13 protein-coding genes are annotated in these 17499 nt (G+C 70.8%); all 13 read left to right on the top strand.

The window, feature by feature from the left end:
- A partial coding sequence (locus ACFRFC_RS33965) for a class I tRNA ligase family protein (RefSeq protein ID WP_383112680.1) occupies positions 1-741 on the top strand: 741 nt, incomplete at its 5' end.
- A gap of 266 nt (positions 742-1007) precedes the next feature.
- Complete coding sequence (locus ACFRFC_RS33960; RefSeq protein ID WP_382688872.1) at positions 1008-2492, top strand: bifunctional folylpolyglutamate synthase/dihydrofolate synthase; 1485 nt, start codon at positions 1008-1010, stop codon at positions 2490-2492.
- 11 nt (positions 2493-2503) lie between these two features.
- Entirely contained in the window at positions 2504-2887 is a 384-nt protein-coding gene (locus ACFRFC_RS33955; RefSeq protein ID WP_382688875.1) for a DUF4233 domain-containing protein, read from the top strand.
- A gap of 69 nt (positions 2888-2956) precedes the next feature.
- Positions 2957-3370, top strand: a complete 414-nt coding sequence (gene ndk, locus ACFRFC_RS33950; RefSeq protein ID WP_382688878.1) for a nucleoside-diphosphate kinase — start codon at positions 2957-2959, stop codon at positions 3368-3370.
- A gap of 664 nt (positions 3371-4034) precedes the next feature.
- Positions 4035-5054: a rod shape-determining protein gene (locus ACFRFC_RS33945; protein WP_006133575.1), complete on the top strand. Its 1020-nt coding sequence runs from the start codon at positions 4035-4037 to the stop codon at positions 5052-5054.
- A 353-nt stretch (positions 5055-5407) separates the two neighbouring features.
- A complete protein-coding gene (gene mreC, locus ACFRFC_RS33940; protein ID WP_382688882.1) occupies positions 5408-6388 on the top strand; it encodes a rod shape-determining protein MreC in 981 nt (326 codons plus the stop codon).
- 11 nt (positions 6389-6399) lie between these two features.
- The gene (gene mreD / locus ACFRFC_RS33935; protein ID WP_382688885.1) at positions 6400-7077 is read left to right on the top strand and encodes a rod shape-determining protein MreD; all 678 of its coding nucleotides are present in this window, start codon (positions 6400-6402) and stop codon (positions 7075-7077) included.
- Positions 7078-7268: 191 nt separating this feature from the next.
- Positions 7269-9770: a penicillin-binding protein 2 gene (mrdA, locus tag ACFRFC_RS33930; RefSeq protein ID WP_382688888.1), complete on the top strand. Its 2502-nt coding sequence runs from the start codon at positions 7269-7271 to the stop codon at positions 9768-9770.
- Entirely contained in the window at positions 9767-10966 is a 1200-nt protein-coding gene (gene rodA, locus ACFRFC_RS33925; RefSeq protein WP_382688891.1) for a rod shape-determining protein RodA, read from the top strand. The genes mrdA and rodA overlap by 4 nt, the downstream gene beginning before the upstream one ends.
- A gap of 73 nt (positions 10967-11039) precedes the next feature.
- Positions 11040-12644 carry a CHAD domain-containing protein gene (locus tag ACFRFC_RS33920; RefSeq protein WP_382688894.1) on the top strand — a complete coding sequence of 535 codons (1605 nt, stop codon included), beginning with the start codon at positions 11040-11042 and terminating at the stop codon, positions 12642-12644.
- A gap of 138 nt (positions 12645-12782) precedes the next feature.
- Positions 12783-14723 (top strand): TIGR03960 family B12-binding radical SAM protein, encoded by a 1941-nt coding sequence (locus tag ACFRFC_RS33915; RefSeq protein WP_382688897.1) that lies wholly within the window; start codon positions 12783-12785, stop codon positions 14721-14723.
- A 392-nt stretch (positions 14724-15115) separates the two neighbouring features.
- Positions 15116-16372 carry a hypothetical protein gene (locus ACFRFC_RS33910; RefSeq protein ID WP_382688900.1) on the top strand — a complete coding sequence of 419 codons (1257 nt, stop codon included), beginning with the start codon at positions 15116-15118 and terminating at the stop codon, positions 16370-16372.
- 46 nt (positions 16373-16418) lie between these two features.
- Entirely contained in the window at positions 16419-17312 is an 894-nt protein-coding gene (locus ACFRFC_RS33905) for a TIGR03936 family radical SAM-associated protein (protein WP_382688903.1), read from the top strand.
- The last annotated feature ends 187 nt before the right edge of the window (positions 17313-17499 follow it).

Raw genomic sequence — 17499 nt, 5'->3', positions numbered from 1 at the left:
GCCCTCTACGAGGACTTCCAGTTCGCCAAGCTGTCGGACGCGCTGTTCCACTTCGCGTGGGACGAGGTGTTCGACTGGTACGTCGAGCTGTCCAAGACGACGTTCCAGGCGGGCGGTGAGCCGGCCGAGGTCTCCAAGCGGGTCCTCGGTGAGGTCCTGGACGTCACGCTGCGGCTGCTGCACCCGGTCGTCCCGTTCGTCACGGAGACGCTGTGGACGACGCTCACGGGCGGGGAGTCGCTGGTCGTCGGGGAGTGGCCGAAGGACAGCGGCTTCCGGGACGGTGCCGCCGAGCGGGAGATCGAGTCCCTCCAGTCGGTGATCACCGAGGTCCGGCGCTTCCGGGCCGACCAGGGCCTCCAGCCGGGGCAGCGGGTGCCGGCCCGGCTGGTCCTCGACGGCACGGCGCTCGTGCCGCACGAGGCCGCGATCCGTCAGCTGCTGCGGCTGACGCCGGAGGGCGAGAGCTTCTCGGCGACGGCGACGCTGCCGGTGGGCGGGGCGGCGGTCGCCCTCGATCTCTCCGGGACGATCGATGTCGCCGCGGAGCGCAAGCGGCTGGCGAAGGATCTCGCCGCCGCCGAGAAGGAGAAGTCCCAGGCGATCGCCAAGCTCGGCAACGAGGCGTTTCTGGCGAAGGCGCCGGACCAGGTGGTCGACAAGATCCGGACCCGGCTGGCCAAGGCCGAGGAGGACATCACCCGCCTCAGCACCCAGCTGGAGCGGTTGCCGCAGGCGTAGGCGGTTGTACGCCGGCACGGGCGCGGCACGACTGCCCGCAGCGAGGGCGGATGGGGGCACGTTTGCAGCAGGCGTGGCGCCAACGCCTGCTCTTAAGGGGCGCGGGGAACTGCGCGACCAGCCCCCATGCACCCGCAGCCGCCCGCAAAGCTCAGCCACCCACCCCCTTCCGCGCCCGGACCCACGCACCCGCAGCCGCCCGCGAGGCTCAGCCACCCACCCCCTCCGCGCCCCGGTGGGCCCCGCCGCCGCCTTAGACTGGCCGCGTGACTGACAGCGACCCGTTCGACGACATCGTCGGCGCCGAGACCGACCGTGACCCCGATCTCGCCGTGATCGAGGCCGGCAGCCGCACCCTGCGTACGCAGGGCGCCACGCCGCAGGCCGAGGTGCCCGCGCGACCGGCGGACCCGGAGGTCGACGCCGCGCTGCGCGAGGTCGAGGCCGAGCTGGCCACCCGCTGGGGTGAGACCAAGCTGGAGCCGTCGGTCGACCGGATCGCCGCGCTCGTAGACGTCCTGGGCGAGCCGCAGCGGTCGTACCCCTCGATCCACATCACGGGGACCAACGGCAAGACCTCCACCGCGCGGATGATCGAGGCCCTGCTCGGCGCGTTCGCGCTGCGCACCGGGCGGTACACGTCCCCGCATGTGCAGTCGATCACCGAGCGGATCAGTCTGGACGGGGCGCCGATCCCCGCCGAGCGGTTCATCGAGACGTACCAGGACATCAAGCCGTACGTGGAGCTGGTGGACGCCTCCCAGGAGTACCGGCTGTCGTTCTTCGAGGTGCTGACCGGCATGGCGTACGCCGCGTTCGCCGACGCGCCCGTGGACGTGGCGGTCGTCGAGGTCGGGATGGGCGGGGCGTGGGACGCCACGAACGTGATCGACGGGGACGTCGCCGTCATCACGCCGATCGATCTCGACCACACCGACCGGCTCGGCTCCACGCCCGGCGAGATCGCCGCGGAGAAGGCCGGGATCATCAAGCAGGGCGCGACCGTCGTCATGGCGCAGCAGCCGGTGGACGCGGCGCAGGTGCTGCTGAAGAAGGCCGTCGAGACGGACGCGACGGTGGCGCGCGAAGGGCTGGAGTTCGGGGTCGTCGCACGGCAGGTCGCCGTCGGCGGGCAGGTCGTCACCCTGCGGGGGCTCGGGGGCGAGTACCCCGAGGTGTATCTCCCGCTGCACGGCGCGCACCAGGCGCACAACGCGGCGGTGGCGCTCGCCGCGGTGGAGGCGTTCTTCGGCGTCGGCTCGCAGCACTCCGGTTCGCTGAACCAGGACACCGTGCGCAAGGCGTTCGCGTCGGTGTCGTCGCCGGGCCGGCTGGAGGTCGTACGGCGCTCGCCGACCGTCGTGCTGGACGCCGCGCACAATCCGGCGGGCGCGCGGGCGGCCGCGGCGGCGGTCGAGGAGACGTTCCAGTTCACCCGGCTGATCGGGGTCGTGGGCGCGAGCGGCGACAAGGACGTACGGGGGCTGCTGGAGGCGTTCGAGCCGATCTTCATGGACATCGTCGTCACACAGAACTCCACCGACCGCGCGATGGACGCCGACGCGCTGGCCGCGCTCGCGGTGGAGGTGTTCGGCGAGGACCGGGTGCAGGTCGAGCCGCGGTTGCCGGACGCGCTGGAGGCCGCGATCACGCTGGCCGAGGAAGAGGGTGAGTTCGCGGGCGGCGGTGTGCTGGTCACCGGGTCCGTCATCACCGTGGGAGAGGCCCGGCTGCTGCTGGGGAAGGGCTGAGGCCGTAAGTCATGCGTACGCTCTGTTCATCGACCCTGATCGGCGAGTTCTTCATCATCGGCTTCGCCGGGCTGGTCGCCATGAAGGACCCGGATCTGTCCACGCAGACGGTGTGGACGGTGTGCGGGATCGCCATGCTGCTGTCGCTGGTGCTGTGCGGGCTGGTCACCAGGCCGGGCGGGGTCGCGCTGGGCTGGGTGTTCCAGGTGGCGCTGATCCTGGCCGGGTTCGTGGTGCCGCTGATGTTCTTCCTGGGCGTGATGTTCGCCGGGCTGTGGTGGGCGTCGGTGCACTACGGACGGGAGATCGACGCGGCGAAGGCGCGGTTCGCGGCGCAGGGCGAGGGGGGCGGCGCGGGCGGGCCGGGCGGGGCGGCGGCGGACGCTTCCGGCTGACGCTGTGTGAGGGGGTTCAGGGCCGCCCTGTAGCCTCGTCCCACCGCACACTCGAAAAGGAGTCCTCCCGTGACCCAGCGCACCCTCGTCCTGCTCAAGCCCGACGCCGTGCGGCGCGGTCTGACCGGCGAGATCATCGGCCGTATCGAGCGCAAGGCCGGCTGGCGGATCACCGCGCTGGAGCTGCGCACGCTGGATCACGAGACGCTGGAGCAGCACTACGGCGAGCACCAGGGCAAGCCGTTCTACGAGCCGCTGATGGAGTTCATGGCGTCCGGTCCGGTCGTCGCGCTGATCGTCGAGGGCGACCGGGTGATCGAGGGTGTGCGGGCCCTGGCCGGTCCCACCGACCCGATCGCCGCCGCGCCCGGTTCCATCCGCGGTGACTTCGGTGTGATCGTCCGTGAGAACCTCATCCACGCCTCGGACTCGGAGGAGTCCGCCGAACGCGAGGTCAAGATCTTCTTCCCGGGTCGCGGCTGAGGCCCTGGGGCCCGTCGCTGACGCCGGGGGCGACACGCGTTTCGATCGGTGGTGACCCGGCGGGCCGGTGCGTGTTCCGGCGGGGGCGCGACATGGCGGTCCGGTCCGTAATTCGGCCGGGGGCGCGACCCGACCGGTCGGCCATGTCTCCGGCGGGGGCGCGACCCGACCGGCCGGCACATGTCTTCGCCGGGGCCCGACACGACCAGTCGGCACATGTCTTCGCTGGGGCCCGACACGACCCGGCCGGTCCGCGATTCGGCAGGCGGCGACACGACGGGCCGGTGGGGGATTTCGCCGGGGGCGGGGCGACACGCGTTGCTCCCATCGGCGTATCACTCCCCGTCCTCCCCGCCCGCCCCGTAGAGGTTTCGGGAAATTTACTGAAGGGCCGTCACTCGGCGGACGCGCGGCTGCTCGATCGGCCGTACCATTTCGGCCATGCTTGGGCATATGCGCGGCGATCGGGGGAACGAATGCCCCCGATGGACCGTCTCCACAAGCGAGGCGGTTCGCCATCTGCTGACAATGGCGAAGACCCTCGCGCAGTGTTCGTGCAGGCGCGTCTACGATGGAAGCCTTCACGTCACCGCACCCACCTCGCCTACCTGAAAAGCCCTCAAAGCTCCGTGGGAAGGCCAGTCGAATCCTGATGGGGAACTCAATGTCGTTCATCGGCCGTGACATGGCTGTCGACCTCGGGACCGCCAACACGCTGGTGTACGTCAGGGGTCGCGGGATCGTACTCAACGAGCCGTCCGTCGTCGCGATCAACACCAACACCGGTGGAATTCTCGCGGTCGGCGCCGAAGCGAAGAAGATGATCGGGCGCACGCCGGGCAACATCGTGGCCGTGCGTCCGCTGAAGGACGGCGTCATCGCCGACTTCGAGATCACCGAGCGGATGCTCCGCTACTTCATCCTGAAGATTCACAAGCGGCGGTATCTCGCCCGGCCGCGTGTCGTCGTGTGTGTGCCCTCCGGTATCACCGGCGTCGAGCGCCGTGCCGTCATCGAGGCGTCGTCCCAGGCCGGCGCCCGCCAGGTGCACATCATCGAGGAGCCCATGGCCGCGGCCATCGGCTCCGGTCTGCCGGTCCACGAGGCCACGGGCAACATGGTGGTGGACATCGGCGGCGGCACGACGGAGGTCGCGGTCATCTCCCTCGGCGGCATCGTCACCGCGCAGTCCATCCGGGTCGCGGGCGACGAGCTGGACAACGCGATCATCCAGCACATCAAGAAGGAGTACTCGCTCCTGCTGGGTGAGCGCACGGCCGAACAGATCAAGATCACGATCGGTTCGGCGTACGACCTCGACACCGACGAGCACACGGAAATCCGCGGCCGGGACCTGGTGTCCGGACTGCCCAAGACGGTCGTCATCTCCGCCGCCGAAGTGCGCAAGGCGATCGAGGAACCGGTCAACGCGATCGTCGATGCCGTGAAGACCACGCTCGACAAATGCCCGCCGGAGCTGTCCGGCGACATCATGGACCGCGGAATCGTTCTCACCGGCGGCGGAGCCCTGCTGCGCGGACTCGACGAGCGGCTGCGCCGGGAGACCGGAATGCCGATCCACATCGCCGAGGACCCGCTCGACAGCGTGGCGCTCGGCTCCGGGAAATGCGTCGAGGAGTTCGAGGCGCTCCAGCAGGTCCTCGACGCTCAGCCGCGCAGATGACTTACCACTTCGATTCCGCCGTACGAGACGATGCCTCTCGTACGGCGGATCGTTGATTAAGCTGCATAAGCTCTCCCAGACGTAACCGTCCGTCAGATACCTGTATCCGTCCGATATCCGATCCATCAGACGCCAGCTTCTCCATCGCGTATCCGCTTCGTGCCCGTTTCGTATCCGCAACGCATCTCTTGGTATCAGCCAAAGGTCATTGGCAAGAGGCGAGGGGTGAGGGGCAAGAGGCGAGGGGCAAGGGGTAAGGGGCAAAGGCCAGCGGTCAAGGGCCGAGGTCCCCATCCCCGCCCCCATCCCCACCCACACTTGAATTCCTATGAGGAAGGGCACGGCCGCCGCACGTGAGGGACACACGAGAGAGCCGACTGCTCCTGGTGCTGCTGGTCGCCATCGCGTTCGCACTGATCACGGTGGACATCCGCGGCGGGGAGGACTCACCGGTCGACGGTGCCCGGCAGGCCGCCGCGACGGTCTTCGGCCCGATCGAGAACGGCGTGGCCTCCGCGGTCGACCCGGTCGGCAACGCGATCGCCGCCATCCGTGACTCCGGCGAGCGCCACGACCAGCTCGCCGAACTGGAGCGGGAGAACGCCGCGCTGAAGGCCGAACTCGGCAGCGACGAACGCAGCCGCAGCAGGCTGAGCCAGCTCGACTCCATGCTCGCGCTCGCGGGCGCGGGCCAGTACGGCATCAAGGGCGCCGAGGTCATCGCCATAGGAGCGGCCCAGGGCTTCTCCTGGACCATCACCATCGACATCGGCGCCAATGACGGCATCCAGCGCGACATGACGGTCCTCAACGGCGACGGGCTGGTCGGCCGGGTCACCACCGTCGGCCCCCACACCTCCACCGTGCTGCTCGCCAACGACCCCGACTTCGCCGTGGGCACCCGGATGGAGGGCAGCGACGAACTGGGCTTCGCCTCCGGCCAGGGCGACCAGCCGCTGCGGGTCGAACTGCTCAACGGCAAGGCGGAGATCAAGAAGGGTGACCGGCTGGTGACCTTCGGCTCCGAGGCCGACAAGCCGTTCGTGCCGGGCGTGCCGGTCGGGGTCGTCTCAAGTGTCGACCCGTCCGGCGGCGACCTGACCCGCACGCTGTATGTGACGCCGTACGTCGGTTTCAGCAAGCTCGACATCGTCGGTGTGGTGGTCGAGGCGCCGACGAAGGACCCGCGTGACGCCGTGCTGCCGGACGAGCCGAAGCCCACGCCCACCCCGACCGTGACGGTGACCGTGACGCCGGGTGCCGACGGCGAGCCGCTCCTCGAGGGTGAGCAGCCTGCCGGCGACCAGACCCAGCAAGACCCGCAAGAGCAGTAGGAGCTGACCTCATGCGCTTCAACCGGATCCTGCTGTCCAGCACCCTCGTCGTCGTCGCCCTGGTGATCCAGGTCAGCGTCCTGGCCCGGCTGCACCTCCCGGGCGCCGTGCCCGACCTGGTGCTGCTCACCGTCCTCGGCCTGGCGCTGGTCTACGGCCATGTCGGCGGCGCCCTCGTCGGCTTCGGCGCCGGGCTGCTCTGCGACCTCGCCCCGCCCGCCGACCACGCGGCCGGCCGCTATGCCCTGGTGCTGTGTGTGGTCGGCTACCTGGCCGGCCTGGTCAAGCCGGAGAACGGCCGGCTGAGGTCGGCGACCGCCCCCATGGCGGTGGTCATGGCCGCGGCGGTCGGTACGACCCTGCTGTACGCGGGGGTGGGCGCCCTCGTCGGCGACACCGCCGCCCGCCATGTCGGCCTGCCCAGCCTGCTGTTCACGGCGGCGCTGTACGACCTGCTGCTCGCCCCGTTCGTGGTCCCGGGCATCATGGCGCTGGCCCGCCGCGCCGAGAACGACCCGCTGGCCGAGTCCTCCGCCTCCGCGAAGGGCACCGACATCTCCTCCGGCTGGCTGTCCTCCGGCACGGGGCTGCGGATCGGCAACCAGCGTGGCCTGGGCGGGCTGAAAGTGAAGGCGGCACGGGCCCGGGTGGCCCGGGCCGGGCGTATCAAGGGGGTCAAGCGGCTGTGACCGCAGGGGAGTTCACCCGAGCGGAGTTCACCCGAACGGGGGAGCCGGGGCGGAACCCGGCTTCATCGGCCGGTCGTTCATCACTCGTACACACACGCTCATCATTCGTACGGACATGCGGCCGTGGCCGCGCAGCACTCGCACGCCCGTTCCTGTATTCGTACTCGCGCTGAGAGGGGGAGGCAGCCGCAGTGACCAACATCCCCGAGACCGGCCGGACCCCAAGGGTCCAGATCCGGCTCGTCGTCATCCAGATCCTCGTCCTCTCCCTGCTCGGCACGCTCGGCGGCCGGCTGTGGTACTTGCAGATCCGCGAGGGCGCGGAGTACGCGGCGGAGGCATCCGGCAACCACGTCCAGCAGGTCGTCGAGCCCGCCGTGCGCGGCTCGATCCTGGACGCGCGCGGAGTGCCCCTCGCGGACAATGAGACCCGGCTCGTGGTCTCCGCCTCCCGCACCGAGCTGCTGAAGATGCCGGACGACGGCGACTCGGTGCTCACCAAGCTCGCGGGCGTCCTCGCCATGGAGCCCGAGGAGGTCAAGGGCAAGGTTCGGCTGTGCGACGCCGAAACCCCCCAGCCCTGCTGGAACGGCTCGCCGTACCAGCCCATCCCGATCACCGACGAGGCCACCCCGCGCCAGGCCCTCCAGATCCGCGAGCGCGCCGAGGACTTCCCCGGCATCACCGCCGAGCCCCAGGCCGTGCGCCGCTATCCCGCGCCCGGTGAGTCCAACACCGCGCAGGTCCTCGGCTATCTCTCACCGGTCACCGACCAGGAGATCCAGCAGGCCCAGGACACCGACTCGCCGTTCCTGCGCTCCGACCAGGTCGGCCGCTCCGGCCTGGAGCGGGAGTACGACCAGGAGCTGCGCGGCAAGGCGGGCGTCACCCGCTACGAGGTGGACAACCTCGGCCGGGTCATCGGCGAGGCCGACGCCGACCCCGCCGAGCCCGGCTCCAACCTGGTCACCAGCATCGACGCCCGGGTGCAGCGCGTCGCCGAGTTCGAGCTGAACGAGGCGATGAAGACGGCCCGCAAGGAATGGGACCGCAACACCCAGGAGAACTACAAGGCCGACGCCGGTGCCGTGGTCGTGATGGAGTCCAAGACCGGCCGGATCGTCGCCATGGCGTCCAACCCGACCTACGATCCCAACGCCTGGGTCGGCGGCATCTCCGCGACGGACTACGCCGCGCTGACCGGCAAGACCTCCAACTATCCGCTGCTCAACCGGGCCATACAGGGTCAGGCCGCGCCCGGCTCGATCTTCAAGGTGGTCTCCACGGCCGCCGCGGTGGAAGCGGGCTACGACTTCGACGGCAAGTACAACTGCTCCAGCTCGTACTCGGTCGGCGGCCAGGTCTTCAAGAACTTCGAGTCGCAGAACCACGGCCCGATCGACCTCGGCCGGGCCCTGGAGGTCTCCTGCGACACCGTCTACTACGCCCTCGCGCACAGCGAGTGGCAGAAGGACGGCGGCATCGACCCCGAGGGCACGCCGAACGACTACTTCTACAAGGCGGCCCATGAGTTCGGTCTCGGCGCCGAGACCGGCATCGACCTGCCCAACGAGGTCACCGGCCGGGTCCCGGACCGCCAGTGGAAGCAGGAGTACTGGGAGGCCAACAAGGACGCCTGGTGCAAGACCGGCAAGAAGGACGGCTCCTACGTCGAGGTGATCGCCTACGAGAACTGCCTCGAAGGCAACAAGATGCGCGCCGGTGACGAGATCAACTACTCCATCGGCCAGGGCGACACCCTGGTGACGCCGATCCAGATGGCCACCATCTACGCGGCGATCTCCAACGGCGGCACGCTCTACGACCCGACGGTCGGCAAGGCCGTGATCAGCCCCGACGGCCAGCAGGTCACCGAGATCGAGCCCGAGTCCCATGGCAAGCTGCCGGTGGACCAGGAGACGCTGGCGCAGATGGACGAGGCCCTGGCGGGCGTGGCCACGACCGGCACGGCGGCCTGGCGCTTCGAGGGCTGGCCGCAGGACGAGATCGAGATGCACGCCAAGACCGGTACGGCGGAGGTCTACGGCAAGCAGACCACCTCGTGGTTCGCCACGTACACCGACGACTACACGATCGTGATGACGATCTCCCAGGGTGGTACGGGCTCCGGGGCCTCGGGACCGGCCGTGCGCAACATATACGACGCGCTGTACGGAGTCGCCGACGACGGCACCATCACCGCGGAGAACGCGCTGCTGCCCACGCCCCAGAAGTCCCTCCCGACGGTCCGCACGGACGGCACGATCACCGCGCCGAAGATCTCCAAGGACCCCGCGAAGGACCAGCAGGCATATCAGAAGGCTCCCGAGGAGCCGGTGGACGCCCAGCTTCCGGCGGGCACCACACAGTCCCCCGAGGCGAACAACCGCGAGACGCGCAGGCGTCGACGGGGTGGTGGCTCGCGGGGCGGCGGATCGCGAGGCTGCGGATCGCCGGGTGACGGATCCCGGGGTGGCCGCTCTCGGGGCGGCCCGCGAGGCGGTGGCCGGGGAGGCGGCGGATCGCCGGGTGGGGGTGCGTCGGACGCCCCGCGCGACCGGGCCCGGCCCGGCGCCCGGACCGGGTGCTGCGGTGCGCCGGACGGAGGTCCGGGCGGGCCAGGCGGCGGGTCGGCGGCGGCGCTCAGGGGGATCCGGCGACGGTTCCGGGGAATCCGGCGGGAGGGCTCATGACCGGGGCGAACGGCTTCCAGGTGTCCGGGTACGGGCCCGAGCGGGCCGGGTGGACCCGGCTGGTGGCCCGTGACTCGCTGGCGCGGCGGCTCGACTGGCCGATACTGCTGTCGGCGCTCGCGCTGTCACTGATCGGCTCCCTGCTGGTCTTCTCCGCGACCCGCAACCGCACGGAGATCAACCAGGGCGATCCGTACTACTTCCTGCTCCGGCATCTGCTCAACACCGGCATCGGCCTCGCGCTGATGATCGGCACGGTCTGGCTCGGCCACCGCACGCTGCGCACGGCCGTGCCGATCCTGTACGGCGCCTCGGTCTTCCTGATCCTGATGGTGCTCACCCCGCTCGGCTCGACGGTCAACGGCGCCCACTCGTGGATCCAGGTCGGCGCCGGTTTCTCGCTCCAGCCCTCGGAGTTCGTGAAGGTCACGATCATCCTGGGCATGGCGATGCTGCTGGCGGCCCGGGTGGACGCCGGGGACAAGCCCTACCCCGGCCACCGGACGGTGCTCCAGGCGCTGGGCCTGGCGACCGTGCCGATGCTGATCGTGATGCTGATGCCGGACCTCGGCTCGGTGATGGTCATGGTCATCATCGTGCTGGGCGTGCTGCTGGCCTCCGGCGCCTCCAACCGCTGGATCTTCGGCCTGCTGGGCGCCGGCACCACGGGGGCGCTCGCGATCTGGCAGCTCGGGATCCTCGACGAGTACCAGATCAACCGCTTCGCCGCCTTCGCCAACCCCGATCTGGACCCGGCGGGCGTCGGCTACAACACCAACCAGGCCCGGATCGCCATCGGCTCGGGCGGGCTGACCGGCTCGGGGCTGTTCGAGGGCTCGCAGACCACCGGGCAGTTCGTGCCGGAGCAGCAGACCGACTTCGTGTTCACGGTGGCGGGCGAGGAGCTGGGCTTCCTCGGCGCCGGGCTGATCATCCTGCTGCTCGGCATCCTGCTGTGGCGGGCCTGCCGGATCGCCCGCGGGACGACCGAGCTGTACGGGACGATCGTGGCCGCCGGGATCGTGGCGTGGTTCGCCTTCCAGTCCTTCGAGAACATCGGGATGACCCTCGGCATCATGCCGGTCACCGGTCTGCCCCTGCCGTTCGTGTCGTACGGAGGGTCGTCGATGTTCTCGGTGTGGGTGGCGGTGGGGTTGTTGCAGTCGATCAGAGTGCAGCGTCCGATGTCGGCGTGAGGCCGGGTGTTTTCCCCCGGTTCACCCGGGGTGCACTCTGCCATCACGGCTCGACTGCCATTAGGGTCGGTTCATGGCGGAGACGAAGCGTGAAATCGAGCGCAAATACGAATCCGACGAGAGTGGCCTGCCGGATCTGACCGGTGTGGCCGGGGTGGCGGCGGTGGTCGACAAGGGCGTCGCCGAACTGGACGCCACCTACTACGACACCGCCGACGAACGCCTCGCCAAGGACGCCATCACCCTGCGCCGCCGCACCGGCGGCTCGGACGCGGGCTGGCATCTGAAGTTCCCGGTGGCACCCGATGTACGGGACGAGATCCAGGCGCCGCTGTCCGACACCCTGCCGCGCGAGATCGCCGCGCTGGTCCGCTCCCGGGTCCGGGACAGCGAGCTGCTGCCGGTGGTGCGGCTGCGCTCCGCCCGGGACGTACGGGAGCTGACCGACGCCGAGGGGCGGCTGATCGCCGAGGTGAGCGTGGACGCGGTCCGCGCCGAGCGGCTCACCGGGGACGGTGGCGACGCGCAGTGGACCGAGATCGAGGTGGAGCTGGCCGACGGGGTGGACCCGGCCGTCCTCGACAAGGTGGAGAAGCGGCTGCGCAAGGCGGGGGTACGGCCGTCCGCGTCGCCGTCGAAGCTGGCGCGGGCCCTGGAGGAGACCGCGCCGGGGAAGGGGAAGCGGACGAGGCAGCCCGCCAAGGGCAAGAAGGCCGAGAAGGCTGGGAAGAGCGAAGAGGCCGAGAAGAGCGCGAAGGCGGCGAAGAAGGCGAGCGGCAGCGACGGCGTGGCGGCTCCCGCGCCGCCGGTCACCGCCGGGGACCATGTGCTGGCCTACTTGCGCGAACAGCGGGACGCGATCGTGGGGCTGGACCCGGCCGTCCGCCGGGACACCTACGACTCCGTGCACCGGATGCGGGTGGCGACCCGGCGGATGCGCAGCGCCTTCCGGTCGTACGGGAAGCTGCTGGACCGGGCGGTGACCGACCCGATCGGCGAGGAGCTGAAGTGGCTCGCCGGAGAGTTGGGCGTGGACCGCGACCAGGAAGTCCTCACCGAGCGGCTCACCGACGCCCTCGGCGCACTGCCGCGCCCCCTGCTTGTCGGCCCGGTCCGCACCCGGCTGCGCACCTGGTCGCACGCCCGGCGCGGCGGCTCCCGGCGCCGCCTGATCGCCGTACTGGACGGGCGGCGGTACCTGGCGCTGCTCGGCGCGCTGGACGCGCTGCTCGCCGGGCCGCCGTTGCTCAAGCCGGCGGCGGGCGATCCGGGGAAGGTGATCTCCCGGGCCGTGCGCAAGGACTTCGACAAGCTGGCCGCGCTGGTGGAGCAGGCGCTGGAGCTGCCCCCCGGGCACGAGCGGGACACCGCGCTGCACGAGGCGCGCAAGAAGGCGAAGCGGGCACGGTACGCGGCGGAGGCGGCCGTACCGGCGCTCGGCGACCCGGCGTCCTCGCTGGTGAAGTCGATGAAGTCGGTGCAGAGCCTGCTCGGCGACCACCAGGACAGTGTGATGACCCGCGAGGCCCTGCGGGAGCTGTCCCGGCAGGCGCACCCGGCGGGGGAGAGCACCTTCACGTACGGGGTGCTGTACGGGCGGGAGGAGCGGCGGGCGGCGGACGTGGAGCGGGAGCTGCCGGACCTGTGGAAACCGATCCGCGAGGGCGTGCCGCTGTGACGACCGGGTCATGTACACGTGCGACAGCCGAGGAAGGCACCCGTGTGCGGGGCGGCCGATGCCGTACGGCGTACGAGCAGGCCGCCCGGCCGCGCTAGGCTGGAGGATCACCCCCGTCAGCCTCACGAAGGTCCCGCGATGTCTGCCGAGTCGGTTTTCCCGCAGCTCGAAGCTCTGCTCCCGCATGTGCAGAAGCCGATCCAGTACGTCGGTGGCGAGCTGAACTCCACCGTGAAGGACTGGGACTCCTGCGACGTCCGCTGGGCGCTCATGTACCCGGACGCGTACGAGGTCGGTCTGCCCAACCAGGGCGTCATGATCCTCTACGAGGTGCTGAACGAACAGGAGGGCGTCCTCGCCGAGCGCACCTACAGCGTGTGGCCGGATCTGGAGGCGCTGATGCGGGAGCACCGGGTGCCGCAGTTCACGGTGGACGGGCACCGCCCGGTGAAGGCGTTCGACGTCCTCGGTGTGTCCTTCTCCACCGAGTTGGGCTACACCAACCTGCTGACCGCGCTGGACCTCGCGGACGTCCCCCTGGCGGCGGCGGACCGTACGGTCGACCACCCCATCGTGCTGGCGGGCGGGCACGCGGCGTTCAATCCGGAGCCGATCGCCGACTTCATCGACGCGGCGGTCATCGGCGACGGCGAGCAGGCCGTGCTGGACATGACGAAGATCATCCGGGAGTGGAAGGCCGAGGGCCGCCCCGGCGGCCGGGACGAGGTGCTGCTGCGCCTGGCGAAGACCGGCGCCGTGTACATCCCGCGCTTCTACGACGTGGAGTATCTGCCGGACGGCCGGATCAGCCGGGTCGTACCGAATCGTTCCGGCGTGCCGTGGCGGATCTCCAAGCACACCGTCATGGACCTGGACGAGTGGCCCTACCCCAAGCAGCCGCTGGTGCCGCTCGCCGAGACGGTCCATGAGCGCATGTCGGTGGAGATCTTCCGCGGCTGCACACGCGGCTGCCGCTTCTGCCAGGCCGGCATGATCACCCGCCCGGTCCGTGAACGCTCGATCACCGGCATCGGCGAGATGGTCGACAAGGGCTTGAAGGCGACCGGCTTCGAGGAGGTCGGCCTGCTCTCCCTCTCCTCCGCCGACCACTCCGAGATCGGTGAGATCGCGAAGGGCCTCGCGGACCGCTACACGGAGGACAAGGTCGGTCTGTCCCTCCCGTCGACCCGCGTGGACGCCTTCAACGTCGACCTGGCGAACGAACTGACGAGGAACGGCCGCCGTTCGGGCCTGACCTTCGCCCCCGAGGGCGGGTCGGAACGCCTGCGCAAGGTCATCAACAAGATGGTCTCGGAGGAGGACCTGATCCGGACCGTGGCCACGGCCTACGGCAACGGCTGGCGCCAGGTGAAGCTGTACTTCATGTGCGGCCTGCCGACGGAGACCGACGACGACGTCCTCCAGATCGCCGACATGGCCATGAACGTCATCGCCAAGGGCCGCGAGGTCTCCGGCTCCGGCGACATCCGCTGCACGGTCTCGATCGGCGGGTTCGTCCCCAAGCCGCACACCCCCTTCCAGTGGGCACCGCAGCTGTCGGCCCAGGAGACGGACGCGCGCCTCGAAAAGCTCCGCGACAAGATCCGCGGCGACAAGAAGTACGGCCGCTCCATCGGCTTCCGCTACCACGACGGCAAGCCCGGTATCGTCGAGGGCCTCCTCTCCCGCGGCGACCGCCGCCTGGGCGCGGCCATCCGCGCGGTCTACGAGGACGGCGGCCGGTTCGACGGCTGGCGCGAGCACTTCTCCTACGACCGCTGGATGCACTGCGCCGACAAGGCGCTCGCCCCCTTCGGCGTGGACGTCGACTGGTACACCACCCGCGAGCGCTCCTACGAGGAGGTCCTCCCCTGGGACCACCTCGACTCCGGCCTGGACAAGGACTGGCTCTGGGAGGACTGGCAGGACGCCCTCGACGAGACGGAGGTCGAGGACTGCCGGTGGACTCCGTGCTTCGACTGCGGGGTGTGTCCCGCGCTCGACACTCATATTCAAGTCGGCCCCACGGGCAAGAAGCTGCTGCCGCTGACCGTGACGAATTCGGCTCCGGGCGGCTGACGCCGGGATCCGGGCAGCGGGTCGTCGGGGAACGGGCCAGCGGGTCCACCGACCAGGGCCGGGCGTTTCGGGTCTCGATCAGCTCGCCGGCGTTTCGCGGACGCGCGCCGCATCCTGTGGCTCGCCGAGCGGCCGGTGTGCTCGGCGGCGGCGCGCGCACTGCCCTGCCGGCGGCCCTGCGCGCGAGCGCTTCGAGTGATCGAGGTGTTCGAGACGCCATTGATACCGAGTAAGGACATCGTGGCCGGATCCGGGCAGCAGATCCTTGCGTCTGACCAGGTATGGATCTGGAGAAACGGCCTGCTCGGGAGCGGGAACAGGCTGAGCGACCCGAGGGACCCGAGCGACCCGAGGGACCCGGACGTCCCGGGGGTTCCGAAGGGTGTCTCGTCGTGGCGATCCGGCTTCCCGTGCGGATCGTCGTGCTCGTGCTCGTCCTGCCCGTGCGGATGGTGTGGGACGCGCTCGTCGTCTCCGGACGCTTTCTGTACGGCACCGTCCTGCGGCCCGTCGGGCGGGCCCTGTTCATCTGGCCGTGGGTCGCCCTGTGGCGGTATGCCCTGGTGCCCCTCGGCCGCGCGCTGGGGTGGCTCGGGAACGTGCTTCTCGTCGTCCCGTCGGTGTGGCTGTACCGGCATGTCCTTACGCCGGTCGGGCGGGGCTTCGCGTGGGTGGGGCGTGGTCTGTGGGCGGGGGTCTCCTGGGCCGGGCGTGGAGTGTGGGCCGGGGCGCGCTGGGTCGGGCGCGGGATGGCCTGGCTCGGGCGGTATCTCCTCGTCGTACCCGCCCTGTGGGTCCACACCTGGGTGCTCACGCCGATCGGGCACTTCCTCGCCTGGTGCGGCAAGGGGGGCCTGTGGGTGCTGTCCCGGATCGTGACGGCGATCGACGTCGGGGTGTACTGGATCGCCAAGGTGCTGGTCGTGCTGCCCGCGCGGGCCCTGTGGCGGTGGGTGCTCGCGCCCGTCGGGCGGGTCCTGGCCGTGCTCGGACGGGAGGCCGGGGCGGCGCTCGGGCACGCCTGGCGGGTCGCCGGGCGGATCTCGCTCGCCGTGGGGCGTTTCCTCGCCCGCGTGTTCCGGCGGCTCTTCGTGGAGCCGGTGCGCTGGATGTACCGCACGGTGCTGACCCCGGTCGGACATGGCGTGCGGGACACCGTGCTGCGGCCCGCCGCCGAGGCCGCGCGGGCCGTCGGCCGGGGCACCCGGCGGGCGCTCGCCTCCGCCCGGGAGACCGCACGGCAGGCCCGCGCCGACTTCCGGCGGATGGTCTTCGGCGAGCCCCGGGGGAGGGAAGCGGTGGCCCGGCGGGAGGCTTCCGGCCGCCTGCCGGGCTCCTCCGGCCGCCTGCCGGGCTCCTCCGGCCGTGTGCCGGGCTCCTCCGGTGGTCCGGCGGCTGGTTCCTCCGGTCGGCTGCCGGAGCCTTCCGGTGGTCCGCAGGGTGCCTCCGGGGGTTCGGAGGGCTCCTTCGGCCGTCCGCAGGGTTCCTCCGGGGATCCGGCCGGCTCTTTCGGTCGTCCGCAGGGGCCCTCCGGTGGTCCGGTGGGCTCTTCCGGTGGGCTGTCGGACCCTTCCGGTCGCCGGCGGGAACCCTCGGGCCCTGAGACACGTACTCTTGGTAGCAGTACGACCGCACTCACGAAGGATTGAGACACTGGGGAAGCGACAGCCCGAAGGCCCGCCGCCTGTTCCCGCGGTGCAGCGCATCCGACTGCGCTACACCAAGCGTGGCCGCCTGAGGTTCACCAGCCACCGAGACTTCCAGCGCGCCTTTGAGCGCGCGCTGCGTCGCGCCGCTGTGCCGATGGCCTACTCGGCCGGGTTCACGCCGCATCCCAAGGTGTCGTACGCCAATGCCGCACCCACCGGCACGGGCAGTGAGGCGGAGTATCTGGAGATCGCGCTCACCGCGCCGCGTGACCCGCAGCGGCTGCGCGCCCTCCTCGACGAGTCGCTGCCCCCCGGGCTCGACATCATCGATGCCGTCGAGGCCCGTACCCCCGGGCTCGCCGACCGGCTCACCGCCTCCGTGTGGGAGCTGCGGCTGGACGGCGTGGCACCCCTGGACGCCGCCCGCGCGGTCGCCGCCTTCAACGCGGCGGAGAGCGTCGAGGTGCAGCGTCTGACCAAGAACGGCATGCGGACGTTCGACGCCCGCCCGGCCGTGGCGAGCCTGACCGCCGCCGAAGCCGTTACCTTGGAGACATCGGACACGTCGGACACGTTCGACTCGTTCGACACGAACGCCGGGAGCGGCTTCGTGCCTGCCCGAGACGCCGGAAACGGCGGGGACGGCGACCGCGCGGCCACACCGGGTTCGCCCGCTGATAGGCCGACCGACCGGCCCTGTGCGATACTGCGGCTGGTTGTTCGGCACGTGACGCCTGCCGTTCGACCCGACGACGTCCTGTCCGGTCTCCGCGCCGTGGCCGACCTGGCGCCGCCGGTCCCCGCAGCGGTGACCAGGCTGGCGCAGGGGCTGTTCGATGAAGAGACCGGTACGGTGACCGACCCGCTCGCGCCCGACCGCGAGGCGGATGCGGCCCTCACTTCGGCCGCCCCGACCGCCGCCGCGACGGCACCCGCTTAGGGAAGGTCCCGCGTAGGACGAACGCCGAAAGCGCCGCCCTCGTACTCGGGAGCCACCTGGGTCGGGCAGCGCACCGACCAGAAGACTTTCGCCAGGCCGTACGCGACAAGGCGTGCGGAACCGGCGAGACACAAGACACAGAGAGCTCCCGTGCGGCGCCCGCGCCCCGGACGGCGGCCCACGCGCA

This window comes from Streptomyces sp. NPDC056734 (genome assembly GCF_042790455.1).
Classification (GTDB): domain Bacteria; phylum Actinomycetota; class Actinomycetes; order Streptomycetales; family Streptomycetaceae; genus Streptomyces.
This window is presented reverse-complemented; position numbering and strand designations above follow the sequence as displayed.

Coding starts and splice junctions, on each gene's coding strand:
- ACFRFC_RS33945 (WP_006133575.1), top strand. CDS start 4,035: ATGTCGTTCATCGGCCGTGACATGGCTGTCGACCTCGGGACCGCCAAC.
- ACFRFC_RS33915 (WP_382688897.1), top strand. CDS start 12,783: ATGTCTGCCGAGTCGGTTTTCCCGCAGCTCGAAGCTCTGCTCCCGCAT.
- ACFRFC_RS33955 (WP_382688875.1), top strand. CDS start 2,504: ATGCGTACGCTCTGTTCATCGACCCTGATCGGCGAGTTCTTCATCATC.
- rodA (WP_382688891.1), top strand. CDS start 9,767: ATGACCGGGGCGAACGGCTTCCAGGTGTCCGGGTACGGGCCCGAGCGG.
- ACFRFC_RS33920 (WP_382688894.1), top strand. CDS start 11,040: ATGGCGGAGACGAAGCGTGAAATCGAGCGCAAATACGAATCCGACGAG.
- mreD (WP_382688885.1), top strand. CDS start 6,400: ATGCGCTTCAACCGGATCCTGCTGTCCAGCACCCTCGTCGTCGTCGCC.